Source organism: Pseudomonas sp. FeN3W (genome assembly GCA_030263805.2).
Classification (GTDB): domain Bacteria; phylum Pseudomonadota; class Gammaproteobacteria; order Pseudomonadales; family Pseudomonadaceae; genus Stutzerimonas; species Stutzerimonas stutzeri_G.
In genome coordinates this window covers 1,411,134-1,434,068 of sequence record CP136010.1, presented here as the reverse complement: position 1 = coordinate 1,434,068, position 22,935 = coordinate 1,411,134, and the positions used below count along the sequence as shown (strand labels likewise).

The window sequence follows — 22,935 nt, the reverse complement described above, 5'->3', positions numbered from 1 at the left end:
CTCAGGCGCTTGGAGTAGAGCCGGCCATAAACATCATGTCTATCTCATCCTCATGGGCAAGAACAGACTGAGCCTCTAGCTGATTAATTAGATGCAGATACACCATTGTTGTTTGAATGTCGGAGTGCCCCATTCTGTCTCGGACATAGAGTAACGGCTCGCCTTTAAAATCTCGGCTTTTTCGCAATGCAAGAAGGGTATAAGTTCCATAGGTATGGCGAAGCATATGGGCCCTAACATAAAAGCCGCACTTGCGCTCATACGCTTTCATCACGTCGACGATAGAGTCTTTCGCGTATTGCCGCCCCTCCTTGGTCAGCACCAAGGCCGTGGTGCGTCCGTTGCCGGTCGCTTTCCGTACTTCGCGCTTATGAAGCGTGTACGACCACATTTCCTCCATCAGCGACCAAGGCACGTCAATTGTCCTCGGACGGTTGTACTTGAGATGCATGTCCGATGGTTCAAGAGCCACGCTGATCATTTGCCCAGGACGTAGGCCCTTCTTCAGCCGAGGATTAAAGATGTACTTGAGAGGGAAAGTGCGAGCCTCGCAGGAGCGAAGGCCAGTACGAACCATTAGATGGAACAAGATCCGGTGACTCGGATCTGCATCAAGGGCGAGGCAAACCTTTGCCTGATCTTTGGTCAGGAATTTGGTCAATCGCTTACGCTCTCGCACCATCACTGAGGGTTTGGTACTGGGGTTTGGGGAGCAATGGAACCAAAAACCAACGTAAGCCCTACCACCTGCGCTCGGTGCCTTCTTCCCAGGCATCCGCCTCGATGAAGCAGTTGCGCATGTCGGCTTCCTGGCTGATCTCGGTCAGCAGGTCGTGCACGGTCTTGTCCAGCTCGTCGTCGCTTCGATACGAAATGGCCAACTCGTAGTGGCCCGACTCCAGCCGTTTCATGCCGTAGGGTTCCAGGCAGTAGCGCTCGATGTTCTCCTTGGCCCGTTTCCGGCCGCGCACGAACTTGCTGTTATTCACCACCGCCAGGCGCAGGGTGACGGTGGCCACCCGCTCGACAGCGGGCGGCTCTGCCGGCGATGACGACGAGGCCGTGATCTGCTGATCGCGTGACCGGGCGCTCTTCTGGTATGCGCCGATCTCGACACCCCGGTGGCGCAGGTAGCTGTACAGTGTGCTCTTGGAGATGTGTAGCTTCTCGCCGATGGCGCTGACGCTCAGGCGACCCTCGCGGTACAGCGTTTGCGCCGCCATGGCGGTGGCCTCGGCCTTGGCGGGCAGACCCTTGGGACGGCCACCGATCCGGCCCCGCGACCGTGCGGCCGACAGGCCCGCCTGAGTCCGCTCGCGGATCAGCTCGCGCTCGAACTCGGCCAGCGAGGCGAACAGGTTGAACACCAGGCGGCCTTGGGCATGGGTGGTTCGATGGGGTCATTCAGGCTCTGCAAGCCGACCTTACGCTCTGCCAGCTCGCCGACCAGCTCGACCAGGTGCTTGAGCGAGCGCCCGAGGCGATCCAGTTTCCAGATCACCACGGCATCACCCGGACGCACGTTGGCCAGCAGTTTGTCCAGTTCCGGACGGGCGCTTTTCGCGCCGCTGGCGATGTCTTGGTAGATGCGTTCGCACCCGGCCTGTTTCAGGGCATCGACTTGTAGGTCGGCTTTCTGATCCCGAGTGCTCACTCGCGCATAACCGATCTTCATCAAAAGTACCGTTTACTCGACTACGTTAGTAATAGTTGAACTTTGATAAAGCGTACCAGTTATTTGAACCGTAGCGTGGGGAGCTTAACGAACCGAGCCATTCCTCGATAGAGTTCGGCAAAACCTTGGTTTTCCCGAACTAACCAGACGCCACAAGGGTTTGCGGGCAGGCGCTGGGCTTAAGTGCACTTTCTGTTCCGTTGCTCCCCAAACCCCGATATCACCCAGGTCGACAAACTGCTGCACGGTAACGAGAACGTCGTCTGCGCCGATGCCGGCTACACCGGCGTCGAAAAGCGCCCCGAACATGCGGGCCGCGAAGTGATCTGGCAGGTCGCAGCACGCCGCAGCACCTACAAGAAGCTCGATAAACGCAGCGCCCTGTACAAAGCCAAGCGCAAGATCGAGAAGGCCAAGGCACAAGTGCGAGCGAAGGTCGAGCACCCGTTTCGAGTGATCAAGCGCCAGTTCGGTTACGTGAAGGTGCGCTTCCGTGGCCTGGCCAAGAACACCGCTCAGCTGGTGACGCTGTTCGCGCTGTCGAACCTATGGATGGCGCGCCGACATTTGCTGACTACCGCAGGAAAGGTGCACCTGTAATGCGGAAAATGGCTGCTGCGAGGTGCTCGCGGCGGCCAAAAACGGAGAACTGAGCGGGTTACCTGGTCGATTTTGATCGACGGCCCGCTTTCAAAAGCAGCAAGGGCTGAAGTCGACCGGAAATACAGGGTTACTTCAGACCTTCCCTTATTGAGATAGGACGGCCGTTTATTATTCAGCTGTGGTCACTGGCCGTTTCCTATCATTGCTGCCGAAAACTAACCGGAGCATGAGTAACTCATTACGATTCTGAAAGGTTGCCCGGCCTATGCCGGGCAACGCAACAACTCAGCTTTCGTCCAACCCCCATATCCAGTGGGCATCGATCAACAGCGACAGATGGGTGCGCAGCGTATCCGCGTGGGCCTGCAGGGCGCTGGTAGACGATGCGACGGCTTGCCGGCGAGCCAGCAACAACGACTGCAGATCCACCTCGCCCAGTTCGTAGGCACGCTGCATCTGTGCTTCGTTCTGGGTCATGGCAGCGGCGCCATCCTTCGCGATCAGGTAGCTCTCGTAAGCACCTGAAGCCAGTTCGACGTCACGGGCAATCCCGGCTTCCAGCTCGCGTTTGGCCAGGTCGACATCCTCGCGAGCCGCATTCTCCTGGGCCAGCGCCTGGCTGTAGCGAGCACTGCGCGACCCGCTGGGGATCGGCATGCTGAAGCTGACACCGTAGATGCGCTCACGGTTGCCCTGCTCGGAGGCGGTGAATACCCCCAACGTAGGATCCGGCACCCTGTCAGCCTTCGCCCGGGCCGATTGCCCCTGATTTCTCAGCAGAGAGGCTTCGACCCGACGCAGCACATCGCTTTCGGCCAGGATCCGCTCGCGCCAGGTGTCGTACTGACCGAGTTCGGCCGAAGGAATGGGCAGATCAACCACTTTGCGCTCGATGCCAGGGAAGCGCCGCGACAGTGTTGCCCAGCTCGCAGCGGCTTTTATCTTGGCTTCGTTGCCTTGTCGCAGTTGCTCGGCCACTTCCGCCTTGACCAGGCTTACATCCAGCTTAGAGGCGTCACCCGCACGGTTGCGTTTTTCCGCCGCCGCCAGGCTTTCCTTGGCTGAGGCCAGGCCTTTATTGGCGATGGTGAGCGCGTGCTCCGACACCAGCCAATCCAGCCACAGGGTCATCAGTTCCCGCGCGGCTTCATGACGGACTTCGCCATAGGTGGCATCTGCCAATCGCAGCGTTGCCGAACTGATGTCCTGGTCGGCACTGGCCTTGCCAGGCAGGCGCACCGTGCGCTCGATACCCACGTTCCATTCGTTGTAGTTGGGGCCAGCGTCGGTACGCCGTTGCTGGCCGATTGCCGTGGCCGTCCATTCATAAGGCGAACGCCGGATGATGCCAGCCTCCAGCATGGCGGCATCCATGCTGGAGCGTGCCGAGGCCACGCGGGGATCGGCGTTGAGCAGCGACACCACCAGCGGCTTGGGCAGAATGTTTGCCGGAGCGGCAGGTTGCGCCACGGCCGTGCCACACACACTGATCAGCAGAGCCAGGGGAACAAGGCGCTTCATCACACGAACTCCCCAAAGTTACTGACCTGGACCGTCCAATAGCGCAGCCCGGTATTTGGAAACTCCTCCTTGAGGATTGCAGCACCTCCGTGAGTTGCTGCCGTTCCACCACGAGTTGGATCTGCACAGCCTTGGCCCGCCCCATGACACGCTCCATCGGATTGAGTGCCGCGGTGGACAGCCCGTGCGCCGCAACCGGTGTGCTGGTGAAGATCTGGTTCCCCGTCACGACCAGGAGGTGGTCGATGAGCTTCTCCTCCAAGCTTGGGGTGCAGAGCAGCGTCAACCAGGTATCAGGCATCTTTGGCCTCCTTTTTCGCGTGGGCGAATCGCAGATGAGAATCGGGAGCAACATGAGGGTGAGCGCGGTGACGGTGATCAAACCGCCGATCACCACGATGGCCAACGGCCGCTGGATCTCGGAGCCGGGCCCGGTAGCGAACAACAGTGGGACCAGACCGAAGGCGGTGATCGAGGCGGTCATCAGTACCGGGCGTAACCGGCGACGGGCACCCTGGAGCACCACTTCCCGCAGTGGCAGGCCTTCGCCATGCAACTGGTTGAAGTAACTGACCAGCACGATGCCGTTGAGCACCGCGATACCCAACAAAGCGATGAACCCCACCGACGCTGGCACCGAGAGGTACTCGCCAGTGACCCACAGCGCGACGATGCCGCCCACCAGGGCGAAGGGGATGTTGCTGAGGATAAGCAACGCCTGGCGCACGGAGCCGAAGGTCGAGAACAGCAGGACGAAGATCAGACCAAGCGCCACGGGAACGACGATGGACAGCCGGGCAGCCGCACGCTGCTGGTTCTCGAACTGGCCGCCCCAGCTGATGCGATAGCCGTTGGGCAGTTCCACCTGCTGAGCCACCAGCGCCTTGGCCTCCTCGACGAAGCCGACCAGGTCACGACCGCTGACGTTGGCGATCACCACGCTGTAGCGGCTGCCCATTTCCCGGTCGATCTTCACCGGGCCATCGGCACGCTCCAGTCTCGCCACGCTGCTCAGCGGAATGGTCTGGCCATCCGGCGTGGTGATCCGCACCGCGTTGAAGTCCGCCGGCGACGTGCGCACCGACTCGTCCGAGCGAATGAGGATCGGCGTGCGCTGGTTGCCTTCGATCACCAGGCCGGCCTGCTGGCCTTCGATCTGCACGCGCAGTGCATCCTGGATGGCCTCGACGCTCAGGCCGAAACGGCCAGCCTGCAGCCGGTCGATCTCCACGCGCAGATACTGCACACCGTCGTTCTGCACGGTGTAGACGTCCTGGTTGCCCTGCACAGTCTTGAGCAGCGACTCGATCTTGCCGCCCAGTTGGCTCAGGGTGCCCAGGTCAGGGCCATAGATCTTCACGGCGAGGTCGCCGCGCACACCGATGATCATCTCGGAGACGCGCATCTCGATGGGCTGGGTAAAGCTGTAGCCGATACCCGGCATTGGATCGAGCACCTTGCGGACCTCGTCCATCAGCTCTTCCTTGGTGTCCATCCGCCATTCGCTCATGGGCTTGAGCAGCAGGTAGGTATCGGTCTGGTTCAGGCCCATGGGATCAAGACCGATCTCGTCGGAACCGGCCCGCGCCACGATGCCCCGGATCTCCGGGACCGCTGCCATCAGCGCGGTCTGGATCTTCTTGTCCAGCTCGGCCGTCTGTTCGAGGCTGACCGATGGCAGTTTCTCGATACCCACGATCAGGTCGCCTTCATCCATGGTCGGCATGAAGGTCTTGCCCACCTGGGTGTAGACCAGGCCAGCGACGACCAACATGGCGCCAGCGATGATCGCGATCAGTTTCTGCCGGCCAAGCCCCCACTCCAGCACCGGGCCATAGATGCCCAGCAGCTTGCGGGCAAGCCAGGGGTCTTCGTGCTTGACCTCGCGCAGCAGGTAGGAGGACAGCACGGGGATCACGGTCAGCGACAGCAGCAACGATCCCGCCAGAGCGAAGACGATGGTCAGCGCCACCGGGACGAAGAACTTGCCTTCGAGGTCCTGCAGGGTGAGCAGCGGCAGGAACACCGTGATGATGATCAGGATGCCGGACGTCACCGGTACCGCGACCTCGCGCACCGCCCGGTAGATGATGTGCAGACGCGGCAGCTTGCCACCGGAAGGATCGGTGGCCAGACGCTGGACGATGTTCTCGACCACCACCACCGCGGCATCCACCAACATGCCGATGGCAATGGCCAGCCCTCCCAGACTCATCAGGTTGGCGGACATGCCGACGAAGCGCATCAGGATGAAGGTGATCAACGCCGCCAGCGGAAGTACCAGGGCAACCGTCAGCGCTGCGCGAACGTTGCCGAGGAACAGGGCCAGCAACACGATGACCAACACGGTGGCCTCGATCAGCGCCTTGGACACAGCCCCTACCGCTTTATCGACCAGCGACGAGCGATCGTAGAAGCTGGTGATGGTGATGCCTTTCGGTAGTGTGGCCTCCAGTTCCTTGAGCTTCAGTTGCACACCGGCGACCACTTGGCGGGCGTTGGCGCCAGCCAGGCCGAGCACCAGGCCTTGCACAGCCTCGCCCTTGCCATCCTGGGTCACCACGCCGTAGCGGGTCAGGGTGCCAAGGCGAACCTCGGCCAGGTCGCCAACCCGCACCGGGCTGGAGCTGTTGGAATTGACCACAACGGCCCGCAGGTCATCCAGGGTGCGGATGCTGCCCTCGCTGCGTACCAGCAGGACTTCGTCACCTTCACCCAGTCGGCCGGCACCGTCGTTACGGTTGTTGGTGTTGACCGCGTTGGTCAGCTGCTCAAGGCTCACGCCGCTGGCAGCCATGCGGATGGGATCTGGCAGTACCTCGAAGGTCCTGACCTGGCCACCGAGGGAGTTCACATCCGCCACGCCAGGTACGGTACGCGGCGCCGGCCGGATCGCCCAGTCGAGCAGGCTGCGACGTTCGACCAGAGACAAGGTTGTACCGTCCACCGTGAACATAAACATCTCGCCCAGCGGTGTGGTGATCGGCGCCATGCCGCCACTGATGCCGTCCGGCAGGCTGTCGCTCAGGTTGCCGAGACGCTCGGAAACCTGTTGCCGCGCCCAGTAGATGTCAGTGCCATCCTGAAAATCGATGGTGACATCGACCAGGCCGTACTTGGTGACCGAGCGCAGGATCTTGGTCTTGGGAATACCGAGCATTTCCACTTCGATCGGCACGGCAATCCGGCTTTCAACTTCTTCCGGGGTCATCCCCGGTGCCTTCATGATCACCTTGACCTGGGTGCTGGCCACATCAGGGAAGGCATCGATGGGCAGCCCACGGTAGGCATACCAGCCCGCGCCGGTCAGCAACAGCGTCGCCAGCACCATGAACAGGCGCTGGGACAAAGAGAATTGGATAAGACGGCTCAGCATCACTCACCGTCCTCTTCAAGCCAGGCGCCTTTCAGCGCAATCACGCCGGCGACGGCAACCTGGTCCTGTTCGCTGATGTTGCCCTGGACACGGACCAGTTGCCCCGCGCTGACTTCGACCTTGACCGGGCGGGCTTCAAAACCGTCGGGCGTGCGGACGAACACCACGGAGTCGGTCTTGTTGCGAGCGACGGCAGACAGAGGGATGTCCCAGGATTTGCCAGCGGCCTGAACCGGGATCTCCACGGTGACGAGCTCGCCGGGACGCAGGGCGCCGTTGGCATTTTCGATTTCGGCGCGCAGCACCACGAACTGGCTGGTAGCCGAGAGGGTCGGGCTCAGGTTGATGACACGCCCATTAATGCCCTTGTCGACCACCGTTACGCCCGCGCCCGGCTGAATGCCAATACTGGCCGCGGCCGGAATCTGCACGTCCAGCCACAGCGCATCGACCTGGGTGATGTTCAGCAGCGACGTGGCACCGTCGACCCGCTGGCCGGGCCGGACCGAGATGTTGCTGACAATGCCGTCCTGAACGGCGCTGAGGGTGATCCTGTCGGAAGGAATCCCGGAGCGGATGACCTGCTCGATCATGGCCGGGGTCATTCCCGCCAGGGCCAGTTCGGCCTTGGTCTGCACCAGAGTCGCTTCCGCTTCCTTCAGCGTTGCCTGGGCTTCCTGCGCCCGACGCTGCGGAATGATGCCCTCATCGAACAGCTTCTGTTCCCGGGTGTAGGCCTGCCGGGCCAGCGTGGCGCGGGCAGATGCCTGCAACAGCTGGAGCTGGAGCTGGCTCATCGCCGGACTGGACAGGCGCACGACCGGCTCGCCTTTGCGAACGGCCTGGTACTCGCCCACCAGCAGTTGCACCACCACACCTTCAAGTGGGGAACTGACGATCTGCTCCGCTTTCGGAGGCACGACAACCTGGCCGGGATATCGCGTGCTGACCGTCTGTTTCATGCTTTGCACAGCAGACGTCTTGATACCCAGCGCTTGAATCTGTTCATTGGCGACAGAGAACTTCTCAGCACTCATGGCAGGCCCTGAAATAATAAAAGCGATGGCGAAGAGAGCCCCTTTACACTGCGCAGATAATGTTCGTTATTCATCGAAAGTTCCCCGTGAAGCGCCATGACATGGGCATGCTTTAGACCTGTCTTTGAGGATTTTTAAATCGCAAGGCGAGCGCGGTCGCAGGACACACATGAGTAACCCACTCGTCTGCTGCACCCTTTGCATGGAAGGAGATTGTCGTAGACTCCTCTACAGGTTCGATTCTAGAGGGGGGTGACTATCAGGAACGTTACCGCTGAATTACAAATTTGAAGGATTCCACCTCCCTCCTGATTTTCGTTTTAAGATTGATTCATCGATGATCACCATGCTGGTTCGGTGCATGAGGCAATGACACTTCAAGAAATAAATGAATATTTTTTTATTTGACACCCGAATACTTTTTTAATTTGAGATAAACAAATAATGCGTGTTCTAGTAGTGGAAGACGAAGCCAAAACTGCCGAATATCTTCAGCAAGGGCTTACCGAAAGTGGCTATATCGTTGACCGGGCAAGTAATGGTGTCGATGCGCTGCACCTGTTCCAGCACAACACCTACGGCCTGGTCATCCTGGATGTGAACCTGCCCAAGGTGGACGGCTGGGACGTGCTCGACACGATCCGCAAGACCAGTCGGGTTCGCATCATCATGCTGACCGGTCGTGGCCGCCTGCACGACAAGCTGAAGGGCCTGGACGGCGGCGCCGACGACTATCTAGTGAAGCCGTTCGAGTTTCCGGAACTGCTTGCCCGCATCCGCTCGCTGCAGCGGCGTGGCGACAAGGTGGTGGACCACCCGACCTTGCGGGTCGCAGACCTTGAGCTGGATCCGGGTCGCCACCGCGCGTTCCGGGGTGACCTGCGCGTCGAGCTGACTACCAAGGAATTCGCCCTGTTGCGCCTGCTCATGAGCCACCCAGGGGAAGCCCTGACCCGCTCGCAGATCATTTCCCTGGTCTGGGACATGAACTTCGACTGCGATACCAACGTGATCGACGTGGCGATCCGGCGCCTGCGCGCCAAGATCGACGATCCGTTCGAGAACAAACTTATCCACACCCTGCGCGGTGTGGGCTATGTGATCGAGGAGCGTTCATGAAGCGCTTCAGCCTGGCCGCCAGGTTGGGACTCAAAGTCGGCTTGATGAGCGTGATACTGCTGGTGCTGCTCTCTATCGTGGGCTACCTGATGCTCGGCCAGGCGCTGGAGCGCACGGCGCAAAGCAGCCTGATCACCAAGATGGGTGGCATGGCCCATAACCTATCGACCGTCGCGGATCTGTCCGAGGTCACCGCAGACTCCCACCAGTTGGTCGACCTTGCGATGGGCCACAACAACCTGTTCGTCAGCATTTTCGATACGGCAAACAGCCGAATCCCCCTGCTGACCATCGGCTCGAAAAAGATAACCACCGAACTCACCAGCTTTCCTGCCAACGATCAAGTGGAGTTCTACGAGTGGAACAACGAACTGGGCATGCCCATGCTCAGCGTTTCCCAGCTCATGCGTCTGGCTGACGGTACCCAGGTCGGTGTGTACATGACCGTGGATGAATCCTCCGATGCCGAATTGCTCCGGGCGATGCTGAGCTGGGCCCTGATGGCGTCACCCTTCATCCTGGCGCTGATCATGGTCGTGGCCTGGTGGACGGTACGCCGGGGCTTGCTGCCGCTTACGCGCTTTCTGAAAGTCGCGTCGAAGATCTCCACCGACAACATGCAGCATCGGCTGCCTACCGACCGCTTGCCGATCGAACTGCTGGAGCTCGCGGACGGCATCAACTTTATGCTGCACCGCCTGGACGGTGGCGTGCAGCAGCTATCGCAGTTCTCGGACGACCTGTCCCACGAGTTGCGTGCTCCGCTCACTAACCTGATGGGCGGAGCAGGTGGCCCTGTCACGACCACGCAGCTCGGAGGAGTACCGTGAGGTGCTGGAATCCTGCGCCGAGGAGCTGGATCGCATGAAAAGCATGGTGGCCGACATGCTTTTCCTGGCACATGTCAGCCAGCCTGCAGCCTTGGTGCAATTCGAGACGGTGGCACTGGTCGACGAGGTGCAGAGGGTCAGTGACTTGTTCAGCCTGAGTGCCGAAGAGAGCGGCGTTCGGCTCGATGTGTCAGGCAGTGTCGATGTGATCCAAGGCAATCGCCTGATGATTCAACGGGCAGTGTCCAATTTGCTCTCCAACGCCATTCGCTACTGCCCACAAGGGCAGGCTGTAGTGGTGAAGGTTCACCGTGAGCAGGAGCACATCAGGCTCAGCGTAGGCAATCCAGGCCAAGGTATTCCGGAAGAGCACCTGCCTCATCTGTTCGAACGCTTCTATCGGGTCGACAAAGGGCGTGCGCGCAGCGAGGGAGGCACAGGCCTCGGGCTTGCCATCGTGCGATCGATCATGAGCCTGCACCAAGGCGTGGCGAAGGTAGAAATAACGGGCTCGGGCTTTACCTGGTTCCACCTGAGTTTTCCGGTGAACCGTCTCTGAGCCCAAGGCGTCTTTCAACATTGTAATTCGCGCCTCACGTTGTCGTCAGAGACGCTTCTTAAGCTTCAGGGGTATCGAAAATCTCACGATCCATTGAGATCCAAACCCCTGGAGTTTCTGAAAATGCGACTGACCCAAGCGCTTCTCATCGGTGTACTGGCTGTTGGTGTGACGACACCGGTATTTGCCGAAGATGGCTACGACCGCTCGATCGAATTCAACAAGAAATTCCGCGAGGACCAGAAACGCCTCTGGGGTGAAAAAGACACCGCAGACAAAGCCAAACCGGCAGAGACCAAAGAAAAGGAAAACGCTAAAAGCCCATCCTAGGCTCATGGATGTGCTGTTTCTCTACTTCCTCCTTCCCCCTCGATCTTGAGGCAGGCGCTTGACCGCCTGCCCCGGATCACCCTCAAACGGCATCCTCCTCAACGCATCGACAGCTGGACCGCCAGCCCCGCCAGTGCACTCATCACCAGCACCTGGATCACACCGCGCTTGAAGTAGAACAGGGCGATCGCGGCGGCCGCGGCGATAAGTGCGGAGGCCCACTCGAATCCTCCCCCAAAGCCGTTGGGCCAGAGCACGTGGTAACCGAAGAACAACGCCAGATTCAGGATCACACCTACCACGGCGGCGGTGATCCCGGTCAGCGGCGCTGTGAACTTCAGTTCGTTGTGCGTCGACTCCACCAGCGGACCGCCGGCAAGGATGAACAGGAACGAGGGCAGGAAGGTGAACCAGGTGACCAGCACAGCCGCCACCGCGCCCGCCAGGAACGGATGGTCGGTGCCGAACATCGGGTGGATGTAGCTGCCAATGAAGCCGACGAAAGTCACCACCATGATCAACGGCCCCGGCGTTGTTTCCCCAGGGCCAGGCCGTCGATCATCTGCGTGGGCGACAGCCAGCCGTAGTGACCGACCGCACCTTGGTAGACATAGGGCAACACCGCGTAGGCACCGCCGAAGGTGAGCAACGCAGCCTTGGTGAAGAACCACCCCATCTGGGTCAGAGTGCCTTGCCAGCCGAAGATGACGGTCAGCAACCCCATGGGGAGCATCCATAGCGCCGCACCGATCAGGATCAGCTTGAGCAGATAGCTCCAGCGGAAACGGGCATGCGCGGGTGGCGGTGTATCGTCATCGATCAGCGCAGGCCCGTAACTGGCCTTCCGGAGCCATGCTTGCCAGCGGTCACGAACTTGTCCGGCAGCACTTTTCCGCCGATGTAGCCCAGCACGGCAGCGGCCAGAACGATCAGCGGGAACGGGACGTTCAGGGCAAAAATGGCGACGAAGGATGCTGCGGCGATCGCCCATAGCCAGCCATTCTTCAATGCCCGGGAACCGATGCGGTGCGCCGCATGAACGACGATCGCGGTGACCGCCGGCTTGATGCCATAGAAGATCCCGGCAACCACCGGAACGTTGCCGAACTCGATATAGACCCACGACAGCCCGATCAGGATGAACAGCGACGGCAGCACGAACAGCCCGCCAGCAATCACCCCGCCCCAGGTCCGGTGCATCAACCAACCGATGTAGGTCGCGAGCTGCTGGGCCTCGGGCCCGGGCAGCAACATGCAGTAGTTCAGGGCATGCAGAAAGCGCTTCTCGCTGATCCAGCGGCGACGCTCCACCAACTCCTGGTGGAGGATGGAGATCTGTCCTGCCGGCCCGCCAAAGCTGATGAAGCCGATCTTCAGCCAGAACAGCAACGCTTCGAACAAGCCCACCGGGGTCGCTGGCTTGAGGGGGGCTTCGCCCGTGGCCAGCGTCGTCGTTTCAGCCATGACCGTTTTCCTCGTTGGCAAAGGCCGCCAGCAGCCCGTCGAAGATGCCGTTTGCCGCTGCCATCAGTTGGTTGTCATCGGTAATGCTCTCGCGCAGGCCCGCCAGGACACGCTCGATGCCGGACGCTTCCGCAGGCTGGCTGCCACCGACATCGAGGTAGTGAACCAGCGCGGCGATGCGTGAAAGGCCTGGAGCCTGCAGCACGAAGCTGTCGATCAGGGTTTCGAAGGTGACGCGGTGCCCGACATGGCTGAACGCGGCGCCATCGAAGTCAAAGCCCAGTGCATCGGCGGGGCAGTCGCTGGGGATTCCAGCCAGAGGATTTCCGCGCCGCTGTCGATGAAGCGCTGGATGAGCCAGGCACAGGCCAGCCGGTCGACCCAGGGACGTCGACGGGTTGCCCAGCGACGCCCCTGGTAATGACTGTGGTCCAGCAGCGTGACGGGATGATCCTGAATGTGCGGTTCATCAGGTGAGAGGGCACGGCTGATTGCCGTCTCCAGCGCTTCCAGCGCGGTCTCCGTCTGCTGCTTCGCAACGCCGGGGAAGAAGTCGATCAGGGCCAACTGGGCGAAGCTCTTGCGCAGTTTTCTGACCTGGCGAGCGACCTGCAGGGCGTTCTCGGGAAGCAGTCCCTCCCTGCACGCGGCGACTTCGTCGCGCAGCTTGCTGTACTCCTCACTCCGGTCGAACAGGCCGGCGAAGCGAGTTTCTTCGTCCGGGAATGCCAGCAGAAACGCAGTGCCGCCGCTGACCGTCACATCGCGCTCCACGGACTCGAACGCCTCGCGGCCCGCGTCCTGCTCAGGCAACAGGTACACACCGTCGCGCAGCACGGCAGCGCCGCAAGCCTTCAACGCCCGCCAGGCACGCATACGTTCGGTCGCGTTGGCCGTGGGGAGTGCCAACACAAGAAGAAGCCAATTTTTCATGTAGAGAATCAAACATAAAATGTATGAATCTCTACTTTAGCTCTGTTCTCAGGAAAATGCACTGCCGGGATGAGGGTTCGATTCACTCACGTTGACCGTATCCCCCAGGGGGGATACGCTAGAACATGAATCACCCGCACTACCCGGAGGTAGCGCATGCTATCCGTTCTAAAAAATCGTACTTATCGACACCTCTTTCTGGCCCAGGTGATCGCCCTGGTGGGCACTGGTCTGGCGACGGTTGCCCTCGGGCTTCTGGCATTCGACCTGGCCGGCGCCCAGGCGGGAGCTGTATTGGGTACCGCGCTCGCCATCAAGATGGCGGCTTACATCGGCGTTGCACCGGTTGCCGCCGCGTTCGCCGAGCATCTGCCGCGCAAGGCGATGCTGGTCACCCTCGATCTGGTCAGGGCAGCGGTCGCGCTGATGCTGCCCTTCGTCACCGAGATCTGGCAGGTGTACGTGCTGATTTTCGTGCTGCAGTCGGCCTCTGCGGCGTTTACGCCAACCTTCCAGGCCACCATCCCTGACATCCTGCCGGATGAGCGCGAGTACACCCGGGCGCTTTCCCTTTCGCGCCTGGCCTATGACCTGGAAAGCGTGATCAGTCCGATGCTGGCCGCGCTGTTGCTTACGGTGGTCAGCTTCCACAGCCTGTTCGCGGGCACGGTGGTGGGCTTCCTGGTGTCCGCCGCGATGGTCGGTACCGTGGTGCTGCCCCTGGCGGCACGAGGACCCAAACGCAGCATCTATGAACGCACCACCAAGGGCATGCGGATTTTCCTGCGCACCCCGCGGCTGCGTGGCCTTCTTGCACTGAACCTGACGATCGCAGCCGCCAGCGCCATGGTCATCGTCAACACCGTGGTACTGGTGCAATCCAAGTTCGCGCTGCCCCAGAGCTCTACCGCCATGGCCTTGATGGCCTTCGGCGGTGGCTCGATGGTGGTCGCCCTGATGCTGCCCAAGCTGCTGGAACGACTGGACGATCGCAAGGCGATGCTGGCCGGCGGTGCCGTGCTGGTAGCCGGTTTGATCCTGGGTACCTTCGTCTCCAGTTACCCGGCGCTGATCCTGTTGTGGCTGGTGTTGGGTGCCGGCTACTCCCTGGCACAGACACCGTCCGGACGCATTCTGCGGCGCTCGTCCTCAGCCCAGGATCGACCTGCGCTGTTCGCCGCCCAGTTCGCCCTTTCACACGCCTGCTGGCTGATCACCTACCCGCTCGCGGGATGGTTGGGGGCAAGCGTCAGCCTGACGGCTTCGTTCATCGGACTGAGTCTGGTTGCCGCCGTAGCCTGGCTGGTGAGCAAGCGGATCTGGCGCCCGGAGTATGAGGAAGACGTGGTAGCGCACAATCACGATGACCTGCCGGAAGACCACCCGCACGTGGCCAACGGCAATGCGCATGCGCACTCGTTCGTCATCGATGACGATCACCGGAAATGGCCAAAGCCATAAAGCCCGCGTTGCACGGGTTCTATCGATGATCTTCGCGTAATCCAGAAAGAAACAGGGCCGCTTTAGCGGCCCTGTTTGCATCACTCGTGCGAGTGGCCGTGACCCGCATCGCCAGACTTCGATTCGGTATCAGTACCACCGCAGGCAGCCAACAGGCCGAGGAAGCTCAGCACAACGAGCGATTTGAGGATTTTGGTAGTCATCTTCAGCTATTCCAATTGAGATCAAAAAGTCGGGGCGAACAACAGGTTCGCCCCGGCGGATTACTTCTTCACGTTCAGGTAGTCGCCAGTCGTGTTCAGCACGATGGTGACATCGGCGTTGGTGCGGTTACGCCAGAACCAGCCATGGGTGCCATCGAACAGCGCGGTCAGGTCGCCCTTGTCGCCTTTCACCTGACGCCCTTTGCTGTAGCTGTGGAAATCGCCTTGGGCGGCGTTGTAGATCTCACCGTGGGTGTCGTGGTTGACCGGGCCGGATGCGGTCCATTCATAGCTCACAGTGCTGCCCTTGAGCATTTCCAGCTTGATCTCCCGACCTTCGCCTGGCGTCAGGGTTACGGTGACCTGATCGGACTTGGCGTTGGCAGCAGGTTTGCTGGATACGGGAGCCGCGGGCTGAGGGGCTGCTGCCACTTGCTGTACGGGTGGCGCTACCGGTGCAGGTGCCGGTGCAGCAGCAACGACAGGAGCTGGGGCCGGAGCAGCTGCCGCTTTCGACGCAGCCTCGTCAGCCAAAGCCTCGGCAGCGAGGGTGATCTTGATCTCGCCCATTTGCGTCAGGCCCATGGCGCGGCCCAGGCCGGTCGGGTCGACCGCGTATTCCGAAGGCATCACCACGGTGACCAGCAGGCCCATGGCGACAGCCAGGGCAATGACGGTGGAACGAACGAGTTGGCGGCTGCTCGGCAATTCGCTTGCCGATGGGAGTGGAGAATTGAACATGATCAGGAGTCCTTAAGCGGTCAGAAACAGGCCGGAGATCTGGTAACCCATCAACAGGAAACCAGCACTCATCATTGCGACGTTGGCGGTATAGGCATGACGCCAGAAGCTTGGGGTCTGCCTCCAGAAGCCCATCAGGATCAGAATGGCGCTCAACGCCATCAGCTGACCGATCTCCACCCCTACGTTGAAGGCGATCAGGTTGGGGATCAGCCCATCGGGAGAGATCTCGTATTCCTGGATCTTGGTTGCCAGGCCGAAGCCGTGCAGCAGGCCGAAAATCAGCGTGGCGGCCTTGGTGTTCGGCTGATAGCCGAACCAGCGCTGGAAGGCGCCCAGGTTATCCAGGGCCTTGTACACCACCGAGAAACCGATGATTGCGTCGATGACGTACGAGCTGATGCTGACTTCCGTCAGCACGCCGATCAGCAGCGTCACCGAATGGCCGACCGCAAACAGCGTGACGTACAGGCCGACATCCTTCAGCCGGTAGAGGAAGAAGATGACGCCGAACAGGAACAGCAGATGGTCGTATCCCGTGACCATGTGCTTGGCGCCCATGTAGATGAAGGGGATCAGCATGACCCCGGTGCTTTCCTGGATGAAGCCCTTGTCACCCTCGGCCACGGCATGGGCCAGAGCTTCTGGCATGCCGATGAACAGCGAGGCGACGAGCAGGAACAGCAGATACAACAGGTGGCGTGAACGCATGGCGAACAGGCCCCCACCCTTTAGGGAGTGCGAATGCATGGATCAATCCTTTCTTGCAGTGATTGTTGGCCGCAGAGCGGCCTTGGTCAGGAAGCAAGCACAGGACGGGGTGGGCGTTCGATACGGAAGATGGGGGGCCAAGGCACGGAATCGCCCAGCATGGCCAGGTGTACCGAGGCTTCGAAATGACTGGAGAAGTGGATTGCAGCTGGTATCTGAGGCGTTTCGTGCTGGTGATCGGGCGTCAGGGGGGAGTGGTAGTGATCAGAGCACTGCGCACAACTCAGGGACGAGTCGTGGGAGTGATCATGAGTCAGGCTCTGGGCGCTCTTTGCCGTGATTTGCGAGAGGACGGAAAGTGAATAGGCATGACCGGTCCAGGCCAGCAGAAAGGCCATTGCCAAAGCCACGATCATGGTCGCTGAAAGAAAACGACGAGACATCCCAATGCTTATCCGGTTGAAACACGGTGTGAAATAGCGCGTTTGACCCAACCCCCCCAGGGGGATAGCATGCAGAGCGTAAAGTATCGCCGTCTGAGACTCAAGTCATGTCAGAACACGTTCACGACCAACCGCATGGTCACGCTCATACCCACCAGACTCACGACGCCATCATCAAACGCCTCAAGCGAGCGGACGGCCACCTGCGCAGCATCATCACCATGATCGATGAAGGACGTGAATGCGTGGACATCGCCCAGCAGCTCCATGCTGTTGAAAAGGCCGTGTGCCAGGCGAAGCGGACACTGATCCAGGACCACATCGACCATTGCCTGGAAGACTCGGTGACAGCCCTGAGCAAGGGCGACCGTTCGGCACTGGACGAATTCAAGCAAATCACCAAATACCTGTAGGCACGGTGCTCGGTTGTTGAATGTTTGAGTACGGCGGTTACCTCGGCCTGTTTCTGGCTGCATTCGGCGCGGCAACCCTGCTGCCCATGCAATCGGAGGCAGTGCTGGGCGGACTGCTGATATCCGAGCGTTTTTCCACAGCCATCCTGCTGGTGGTGGCCACCACAGGCAACGTACTCGGATCGGTTGTGAACTGGCTGCTGGGACGAGGTATCGAGGCTTATCGCGAAAAGCGCTGGTTTCCGGTAAAGCAAGCGGCCTTCGAAAAAGCCAAAGCCTCCTATGAACGTTACGGGTACTGGTCGCTGCTGCTCAGTTGGGTACCCATCATTGGAGACCCGCTAACCGTGATCGCCGGCGTGATGAAAGAGCCGCTCTGGCGGTTCGTCCTGATCGTCACGCTCGCCAAGGGCGGACGGTATCTGGTCCTTGCGATTCTCATCCTGGAGAACCTGAGTTGAGCGCGTACGAATCACCACCTTCGCGGGTTGAACGACACAACGGACAGGACCTCATCAAGTGGATCGCCCTGCTCACGATGGTGCTCGACCACATGCGTCTGGCATGGCCATCACTGGATAACCTGTTCATTCTGGGACGCCTCTCGTTCCCGCTGTTTTGCCTGGCGATCGCCGTGAATGTCTGTCGAACGGAAGTTGGCGCGTTGTTCACTCGCAGCAATGGCCGCTACCTAAGGAAGGTCTGAAGTAACCCTGTATTTCCGGTCGACTTCAGCCCTTGCTGCTTTTGAAAGCGGGCCGTCGATCAAAATCGACCAGGTAACCCGCTCAGTTCTCCGTTTTTGGCCGCCGCGAGCACCTCGCAGCAGCCATTTTCCGCATTAGGGGGCATGCCGAGATAAGGCAAAAATTAGGACATTCGTTCTGTAACCTGCTGTATCTAAAGGATTAACTTTGAGAGGCGCTGCTCAGTAGTGGCGGCTAAATATTGATCAATTATCTATGCCGAGATAATTGCAGATAATTCCCGCCGTCCGTACCCAGCGCGAGTTCATAAGATTGGAGAAATGCCGAGTTAGAGGGCCTGCGAACAGCTTTGGTCGAGGCTTTGCGCTTCGACGCATAACGGCTGCTTAGTACTGGGGGCTCTCCCAGAAGCGACAAAGGCGGCCTCAACGAGACCGCCTCAAACCAAGTTTCATCACCGGTACACGCACCCGGGAGAGGAAGCTCTTGGGCAGGTTTCAATAATAACACCGATCAAAGCGTCACTGCCAAAGCCCTCTCGCACTGCCGAGTAGCCTTCAGATAGTGTTCATTCGCTCTCTCTCGAAGCTACGGTGCGGATGGTTCGAGACCATCATGCGCAAACTCGGGGCCAAGATGACATTATCAAATGGCCAATTATCCTGGAGGCAGTTATGGAAAGGCTCCGCGAAAAACTGGATTTGCCGAGAGGCCACTACTATCTGCACGTCGCCGTACTGGCGGGCCTGCCGGTGTCGTTGATCTCCGATTTGGCAAGCGAGTTGGAGCGATCGCCAGCGCAGATCGCGCAGTGGATCACTGCGTCCCCCGGCAGTGCCGTGATGTCTATACAGGCTGGTGAGGTGTTCTGTCGTCTTATCGAGATCCTCGATGCGCTATTGGAGCTGTACGATGGGGATCTAGGAGGTGCGCTCCACTGGCTAACGGCACCGAATGTCGTGCTGTCCAATGAGAGGCCGGTCGAGGGGGTTTGGGGAGCAACGGAACAGAAAGTGCACTTAAGCCCAGCGCCTGCCCGCAAACCCTTGTGGCGTCTGGTTAGTTCGGGAAAACCATCGTTTTGTCGAACCATTGCATCGCCCTTTGTGATTGGCGTATAAACACACAAACACCTATTAGCGGAGAACGCTATGAATACCATTCGCTGGAATGTCGCCGTCTCGGCCGACACCGACCAGTCGCTTCGGATGTTTCTGGCCAGCCAGGGCGGCGGCCGTAAGGGCGACCTGTCGCGCTTCATCGAAGAAGCGGTACGGGCACACATCCTGGAGCTGAGCGCTGAGCAGGCCAAGGCCGCTAACGCCCATCTGAGTGAGGCAGAATTGACCAACGCGGTTGACGAAGCGCTCGACTGGGCACGTAAGCGCTGATGCGGGTCGTGTTGGATACCAACATCCTGTTCAGCGCCCTGATCTCGCCACATGGCGCGCCCGATGCGATCTACCGTGCCTGGCGGGCGGCGCGTTTCGAGGTGGTGACCTCGCGGATGCAACTCGATGAAATTCGTCGAGCCAGCCGCTATCCCAAGCTTCAGGCCATCCTACAGCCCGCCAAGGTGGGCGCCATGATCAATAACCTGCAACGGGCTGTGGTACTGGAGCGCCTGACCATCGAGGTCGAAGCCGATGATCCGGATGACTCGTTTTTGCTGGCCATGGCCTTGGCGGGCGATGCGGACTACCTGGTAACCGGTGATCGCCGCGCCGGCCTGCTGCAACGCGGGCACATCGAACGCACGCGGATCGTCACGCCCGCCGTGTTCTGCGTCGAGGTGCTGTGATCAATGCCGGTCGGTTTTCTGACTCAAGAGCAACGCGACGGTTTTGGCCGCTATGTTGATTCGCCCAGCCGTGAAGAGCTGGAACGTTACTTCCACCTGAGCGATGAAGACCGTGAAGCCATCCAGGTGCTGCGGGGTAACCATAACCGTCTGGGTTATGCCGTTCTGCTGACCACCGTCCGCTTCGTTGGCGTTCTGCCGGACAAGCCCGCCGCCGTGCCGGTGGAAGTCCTGCAGGTGCTTTGCCGACAACTGGCGATTCCAGACCCCGACTGCCTCCAGCGCTATAGCGATCATCGCCGCTGGATACATGCCACCGATATTCAGAACCGCTTTGGCTATCGTCATTTCACCGATCCGGGCATCGGCTTTCGCTTGAGCCGCTGGCTGTATGCCCTCTGCTGGACGGGCACCGACCGGCCGGGAGTGCTGTTTGAGCGAGCCACCTCGTGGCTGTTCACACAGAAAGTCCTCCTGCCTGGTGTGTCTCAACTAGAGCGCTTTATCGCCCAGTTGCGCAGTCGGGTCGAAGAACGCCTCTGGTTTACGCTGGGCCGCAGCGTGACTGAGGAACAGCGATTGCAACTGCAAGACTTGCTGACGGTGGCCGAAGGCAACCGCAGCTCCCGGCTGGATCAATTGCGCTCCGGCCCGGTCATGGTCAGTGGCCCCGCGTTGATTCGGGCACTGCGCCGGCTCGATGACGTGCGCGGCATCGGCATCACCTTGCCGGCGGCGGCGCACATCCCTCCCAGCCGTATCGCCGCCCTGGCCCGCTTCGCCAACACGGCCAAGGTCACCGCGATTAATCGGCTGCCGGCGTCGCGGCGGATGGCGACACTGGTGGCCTTCGCACTCTGCCTGGAGGCGACTGCGCACGACGACGCACTGGAAGTCCTGGAGGCCTTGCTGCGCGACCTGTTCAGCAACGCGGAGAAGGCCGACAAGAAAGCCCGCATGCGCAGCCTGAAAGACCTGGATCGGTCGGCCGCGACGCTCGCCGCCGCGTGCAAGGTCGTGCTGGACAGCTCGATCAGCGATGACAACGTGCGCGCCCGGCTGTTCAACGACCTGCCGAGGACCACCCTGGAAAAGGCCCTGGAAGAGGTCAACGCGCTGATCCGCCCGGTAGATGACGTCTATTTTCTTGCATTGGAAGCGCGCTACCGCAGCGTGCGCCGCTTCCTGCCCGACCTGCTCAAGCACATCCGCTTCGGCTTCAGCCCGGCCGGCAAGGGCGTGGCGGCTAGTCTGGAGTGGCTGCAACTGAACCTGCCGCGCCGGAAGCCAGAGGATGACGCGCCGCAGGAGATCGTGGCCAAGGCTTGGCAGAAGCACATCACCCGCGAAGATGGCTCCCTCGACATGGGTGCCTATGTGTTCTGCACGCTCGATGCGCTGCGCACGGCCCTGCGCCGCCGCGATGTCTTCGTCTCGCCCAGTTGGCGCTATGCCGACCCGCGCCTTGGCCTGCTCGACGGTGCCGAATGGCTGGCGGCGCGACCGATCATCTGCCGGTCACTGGGCCTGACCATCGACGCCAAAACCACCCTGGACGCCTTGTCCGTCGAGCTGGATGCAACCTGGCTGGCAGTAGCCGCGCGCCTGCCCGACAACCCGGCGATTCAACTGAGCGAGAACACCGAGGGCAAGACCGAACTGTCGCTCGGGGCGCTGGACAAGCTGGACGAGCCCTGCTCGTTGCTGCAACTGCGGGCGGCCGTGTCTGACCTGATGCCGCGTGTCGATCTGCCGGAAATCCTCTTGGAAATCGCCGCCCGCACTGGCTTTTCCGAGGCCTTCACCCATGTCTCCGAACGCAATGCACGCGCCGACAACCTGGTCACCAGCCTCTGCGCGGTGCTGTTGGGCGGGGCCTGCAACACCGGCCTGGAGCCCTTGATCCGCACCGACAACCCGGCGCTGCGCCGTGACCGGCTGTCCTGGGTCAGCCAGAATTATATCCGCGACGACACCCTGTCAGCGGCTAACGCCATCCTGGTCGGAGCGCAAAGCCAACTGGAACTGGCCCAAGTCTGGGGTGGCGGCGAGGTCGCCTCCGCCGATGGCATGCGCTTCGTCGTACCGGTGCGCACCGTGCATGCCGGCCCCAATCCGAAGTATTTCGGCACCGGCCGGGGTGTCACCTGGTACAACCTGATTTCCGACCAATTCTCCGGCCTCAACGCCATCACCGTGCCCGGCACGCTGCGCGACAGCCTGGTGTTGCTGGCGGTCGTGCTGGAACAGCAGACCGAGTTGCAGCCGACGCAAATCATGACCGACACCGGGGCCTACAGCGATGTGGTGTTCGGGCTCTTCCGCCTACTTGGCTACCACTTCAGTCCGCGGCTGGCCGATGTCGGCGGTACCCGCTTCTGGCGCACGCGCCCGGACGCGGACTACGGCAAGCTCAACGGGCTGGCCCGCCAGTCGGTCAAACTCGACCTGATCGCCGAGCACTGGGACGACCTGCTGCGCCTGGCCGGCTCGCTCAAACTCGGCCGGGTGCCGGCGACTGGCATCATGCGCACGCTGCAAACGGGAGATAGACCCACCCGGCTGGCCCAGGCGCTGGCCGAATTCGGGCGGATCGAAAAGACTCTGCACACGTTGACCTATATCGACGACGAGTCCAAGCGCCGCGCCACCCTGACCCAGTTGAACCGAGGCGAAGGCCGGCACAGCCTGGCCCGCGCCGTGTTCCACGGCAAACGCGGCGAGCTCCGCCAGCGCTACCGCGAAGGCCAGGAAGACCAGCTCGGTGCTCTGGGCCTGGTGGTGAACATCATCGTGCTGTGGAACACCCTCTACATGACGGCGGCCGTGGAACGGCTCAAGCAGCACGGCTATCCAGTGCTGGAAGAGGATTTGGCCCGGCTATCGCCGCTGATCTACGAGCACATCAACATGCTCGGGCGGTATTCCTTTGCGGTACCGGAAGAAGTTGCGCGCGGCGAGCTGCGGCCACTGCGTAATCCAGACGACGACCTGTGATCCCCCTAAAC

General features: G+C 60.8%; 15 protein-coding genes and 7 pseudogenes. 12 read left to right on the top strand and 10 right to left on the bottom strand.

Going from position 1 to position 22,935, the window contains the following annotated elements; translation table 11 throughout:
• Position 1 precedes the first annotated feature (1 nt).
• A pseudogene (locus tag P5704_006695) lies at positions 2–700 on the bottom strand (site-specific integrase).
• Positions 701–740: 40 nt separating this feature from the next.
• Positions 741–1,675, bottom strand: a pseudogene (locus tag P5704_006690) (recombinase family protein).
• Between the two features lie 216 nt (positions 1,676–1,891).
• On the opposite strand from P5704_006690, the pseudogene P5704_006685 reads away from it, so the two are divergent.
• A pseudogene (locus P5704_006685) lies at positions 1,892–2,275 on the top strand (transposase).
• A gap of 288 nt (positions 2,276–2,563) precedes the next feature.
• Here the strand turns inward: P5704_006685 and P5704_006680 are convergent.
• From P5704_006680 to P5704_006670, 3 genes are read right to left on the bottom strand one after another with little or no spacing between them, the layout of a single operon-like run.
• Entirely contained in the window at positions 2,564–3,700 is a 1,137-nt protein-coding gene (locus P5704_006680) for a TolC family protein (GenBank protein ID WOF80163.1), read from the bottom strand.
• A complete protein-coding gene (locus P5704_006675) occupies positions 3,603–7,175 on the bottom strand; it encodes a CusA/CzcA family heavy metal efflux RND transporter (protein ID WOF80162.1) in 3,573 nt (1,190 codons plus the stop codon). Before P5704_006675 ends, P5704_006680 begins: the two co-directional genes overlap by 98 nt.
• Positions 7,175–8,212, bottom strand: a complete 1,038-nt coding sequence (locus P5704_006670; GenBank protein ID WOF80161.1) for an efflux RND transporter periplasmic adaptor subunit — start codon at positions 8,210–8,212, stop codon at positions 7,175–7,177. The genes P5704_006675 and P5704_006670 overlap by 1 nt, the downstream gene beginning before the upstream one ends.
• A 444-nt stretch (positions 8,213–8,656) precedes the next feature.
• Between P5704_006670 and P5704_006665 the strand changes: the two genes are divergently transcribed.
• The 3 genes and pseudogenes from P5704_006665 (at position 8,657) to P5704_006655 (ending at position 11,050) form a co-directional block, all read left to right on the top strand.
• A complete protein-coding gene (locus P5704_006665) occupies positions 8,657–9,331 on the top strand; it encodes a heavy metal response regulator transcription factor (GenBank protein ID WOF80160.1) in 675 nt (224 codons plus the stop codon).
• Positions 9,328–10,720 (top strand): annotated as a pseudogene (locus tag P5704_006660) (heavy metal sensor histidine kinase). The gene P5704_006665 and the pseudogene P5704_006660 overlap by 4 nt, the downstream one beginning before the upstream one ends.
• 123 nt (positions 10,721–10,843) lie before the next feature.
• Complete coding sequence (locus P5704_006655; GenBank protein ID WOF80159.1) at positions 10,844–11,050, top strand: hypothetical protein; 207 nt, start codon at positions 10,844–10,846, stop codon at positions 11,048–11,050.
• A gap of 98 nt (positions 11,051–11,148) precedes the next feature.
• On the opposite strand, the pseudogene chrA reads toward P5704_006655, so the two are convergent.
• Both chrA and P5704_006645 read right to left on the bottom strand, forming a co-directional pair.
• Positions 11,149–12,514 (bottom strand): annotated as a pseudogene (gene chrA, locus P5704_006650) (chromate efflux transporter).
• Positions 12,507–13,447 (bottom strand): annotated as a pseudogene (locus P5704_006645) (chromate resistance protein). The pseudogenes chrA and P5704_006645 overlap by 8 nt, the downstream one beginning before the upstream one ends.
• 156 nt (positions 13,448–13,603) lie before the next feature.
• Between P5704_006645 and P5704_006640 the strand changes: the two are divergent.
• Positions 13,604–14,908 (top strand): MFS transporter, encoded by a 1,305-nt coding sequence (locus P5704_006640; GenBank protein ID WOF80158.1) that lies wholly within the window; start codon positions 13,604–13,606, stop codon positions 14,906–14,908.
• 80 nt (positions 14,909–14,988) lie between these two features.
• Here the strand turns inward: P5704_006640 and P5704_006635 are convergent, their stop codons facing one another.
• The 3 genes from P5704_006635 to P5704_006625 are packed head-to-tail and all read right to left on the bottom strand — an operon-like array spanning position 14,989 to position 16,602.
• A complete protein-coding gene (locus P5704_006635; protein WOF80157.1) occupies positions 14,989–15,111 on the bottom strand; it encodes a hypothetical protein in 123 nt (40 codons plus the stop codon).
• A gap of 60 nt (positions 15,112–15,171) precedes the next feature.
• A complete protein-coding gene (locus P5704_006630) occupies positions 15,172–15,852 on the bottom strand; it encodes a hypothetical protein (protein ID WOF80156.1) in 681 nt (226 codons plus the stop codon).
• A 12-nt stretch (positions 15,853–15,864) separates the two neighbouring features.
• Positions 15,865–16,602, bottom strand: a complete 738-nt coding sequence (locus P5704_006625) for a HupE/UreJ family protein (protein WOF80155.1) — start codon at positions 16,600–16,602, stop codon at positions 15,865–15,867.
• 511 nt (positions 16,603–17,113) lie between these two features.
• Here P5704_006625 and P5704_006620 point away from each other — a divergent pair.
• From P5704_006620 to P5704_006590, 7 genes and pseudogenes are all read left to right on the top strand, one after another.
• Positions 17,114–17,419 carry a metal-sensing transcriptional repressor gene (locus P5704_006620; protein ID WOF80154.1) on the top strand — a complete coding sequence of 102 codons (306 nt, stop codon included), beginning with the start codon at positions 17,114–17,116 and terminating at the stop codon, positions 17,417–17,419.
• Positions 17,420–17,439: 20 nt separating this feature from the next.
• Positions 17,440–17,880, top strand: coding sequence for a YqaA family protein (locus P5704_006615; protein ID WOF80153.1), 441 nt, complete (start codon positions 17,440–17,442; stop codon positions 17,878–17,880).
• Positions 17,881–17,957: 77 nt separating this feature from the next.
• Positions 17,958–18,113 (top strand): annotated as a pseudogene (locus P5704_006610) (TraX family protein).
• A 687-nt stretch (positions 18,114–18,800) separates the two neighbouring features.
• Positions 18,801–19,247, top strand: a complete 447-nt coding sequence (locus P5704_006605; GenBank protein ID WOF80152.1) for a hypothetical protein — start codon at positions 18,801–18,803, stop codon at positions 19,245–19,247.
• A 30-nt stretch (positions 19,248–19,277) separates the two neighbouring features.
• On the top strand, positions 19,278–19,517 hold the full coding sequence (locus P5704_006600; protein ID WOF80151.1) for a ribbon-helix-helix domain-containing protein: 240 nt from the start codon (positions 19,278–19,280) through the stop codon (positions 19,515–19,517).
• Complete coding sequence (locus tag P5704_006595) at positions 19,517–19,927, top strand: putative toxin-antitoxin system toxin component, PIN family (protein WOF80150.1); 411 nt, start codon at positions 19,517–19,519, stop codon at positions 19,925–19,927. The genes P5704_006600 and P5704_006595 overlap by 1 nt, the downstream gene beginning before the upstream one ends.
• 3 nt (positions 19,928–19,930) lie before the next feature.
• A complete protein-coding gene (locus P5704_006590) occupies positions 19,931–22,924 on the top strand; it encodes a Tn3 family transposase (protein WOF80149.1) in 2,994 nt (997 codons plus the stop codon).
• Positions 22,925–22,935 lie beyond the last annotated feature (11 nt).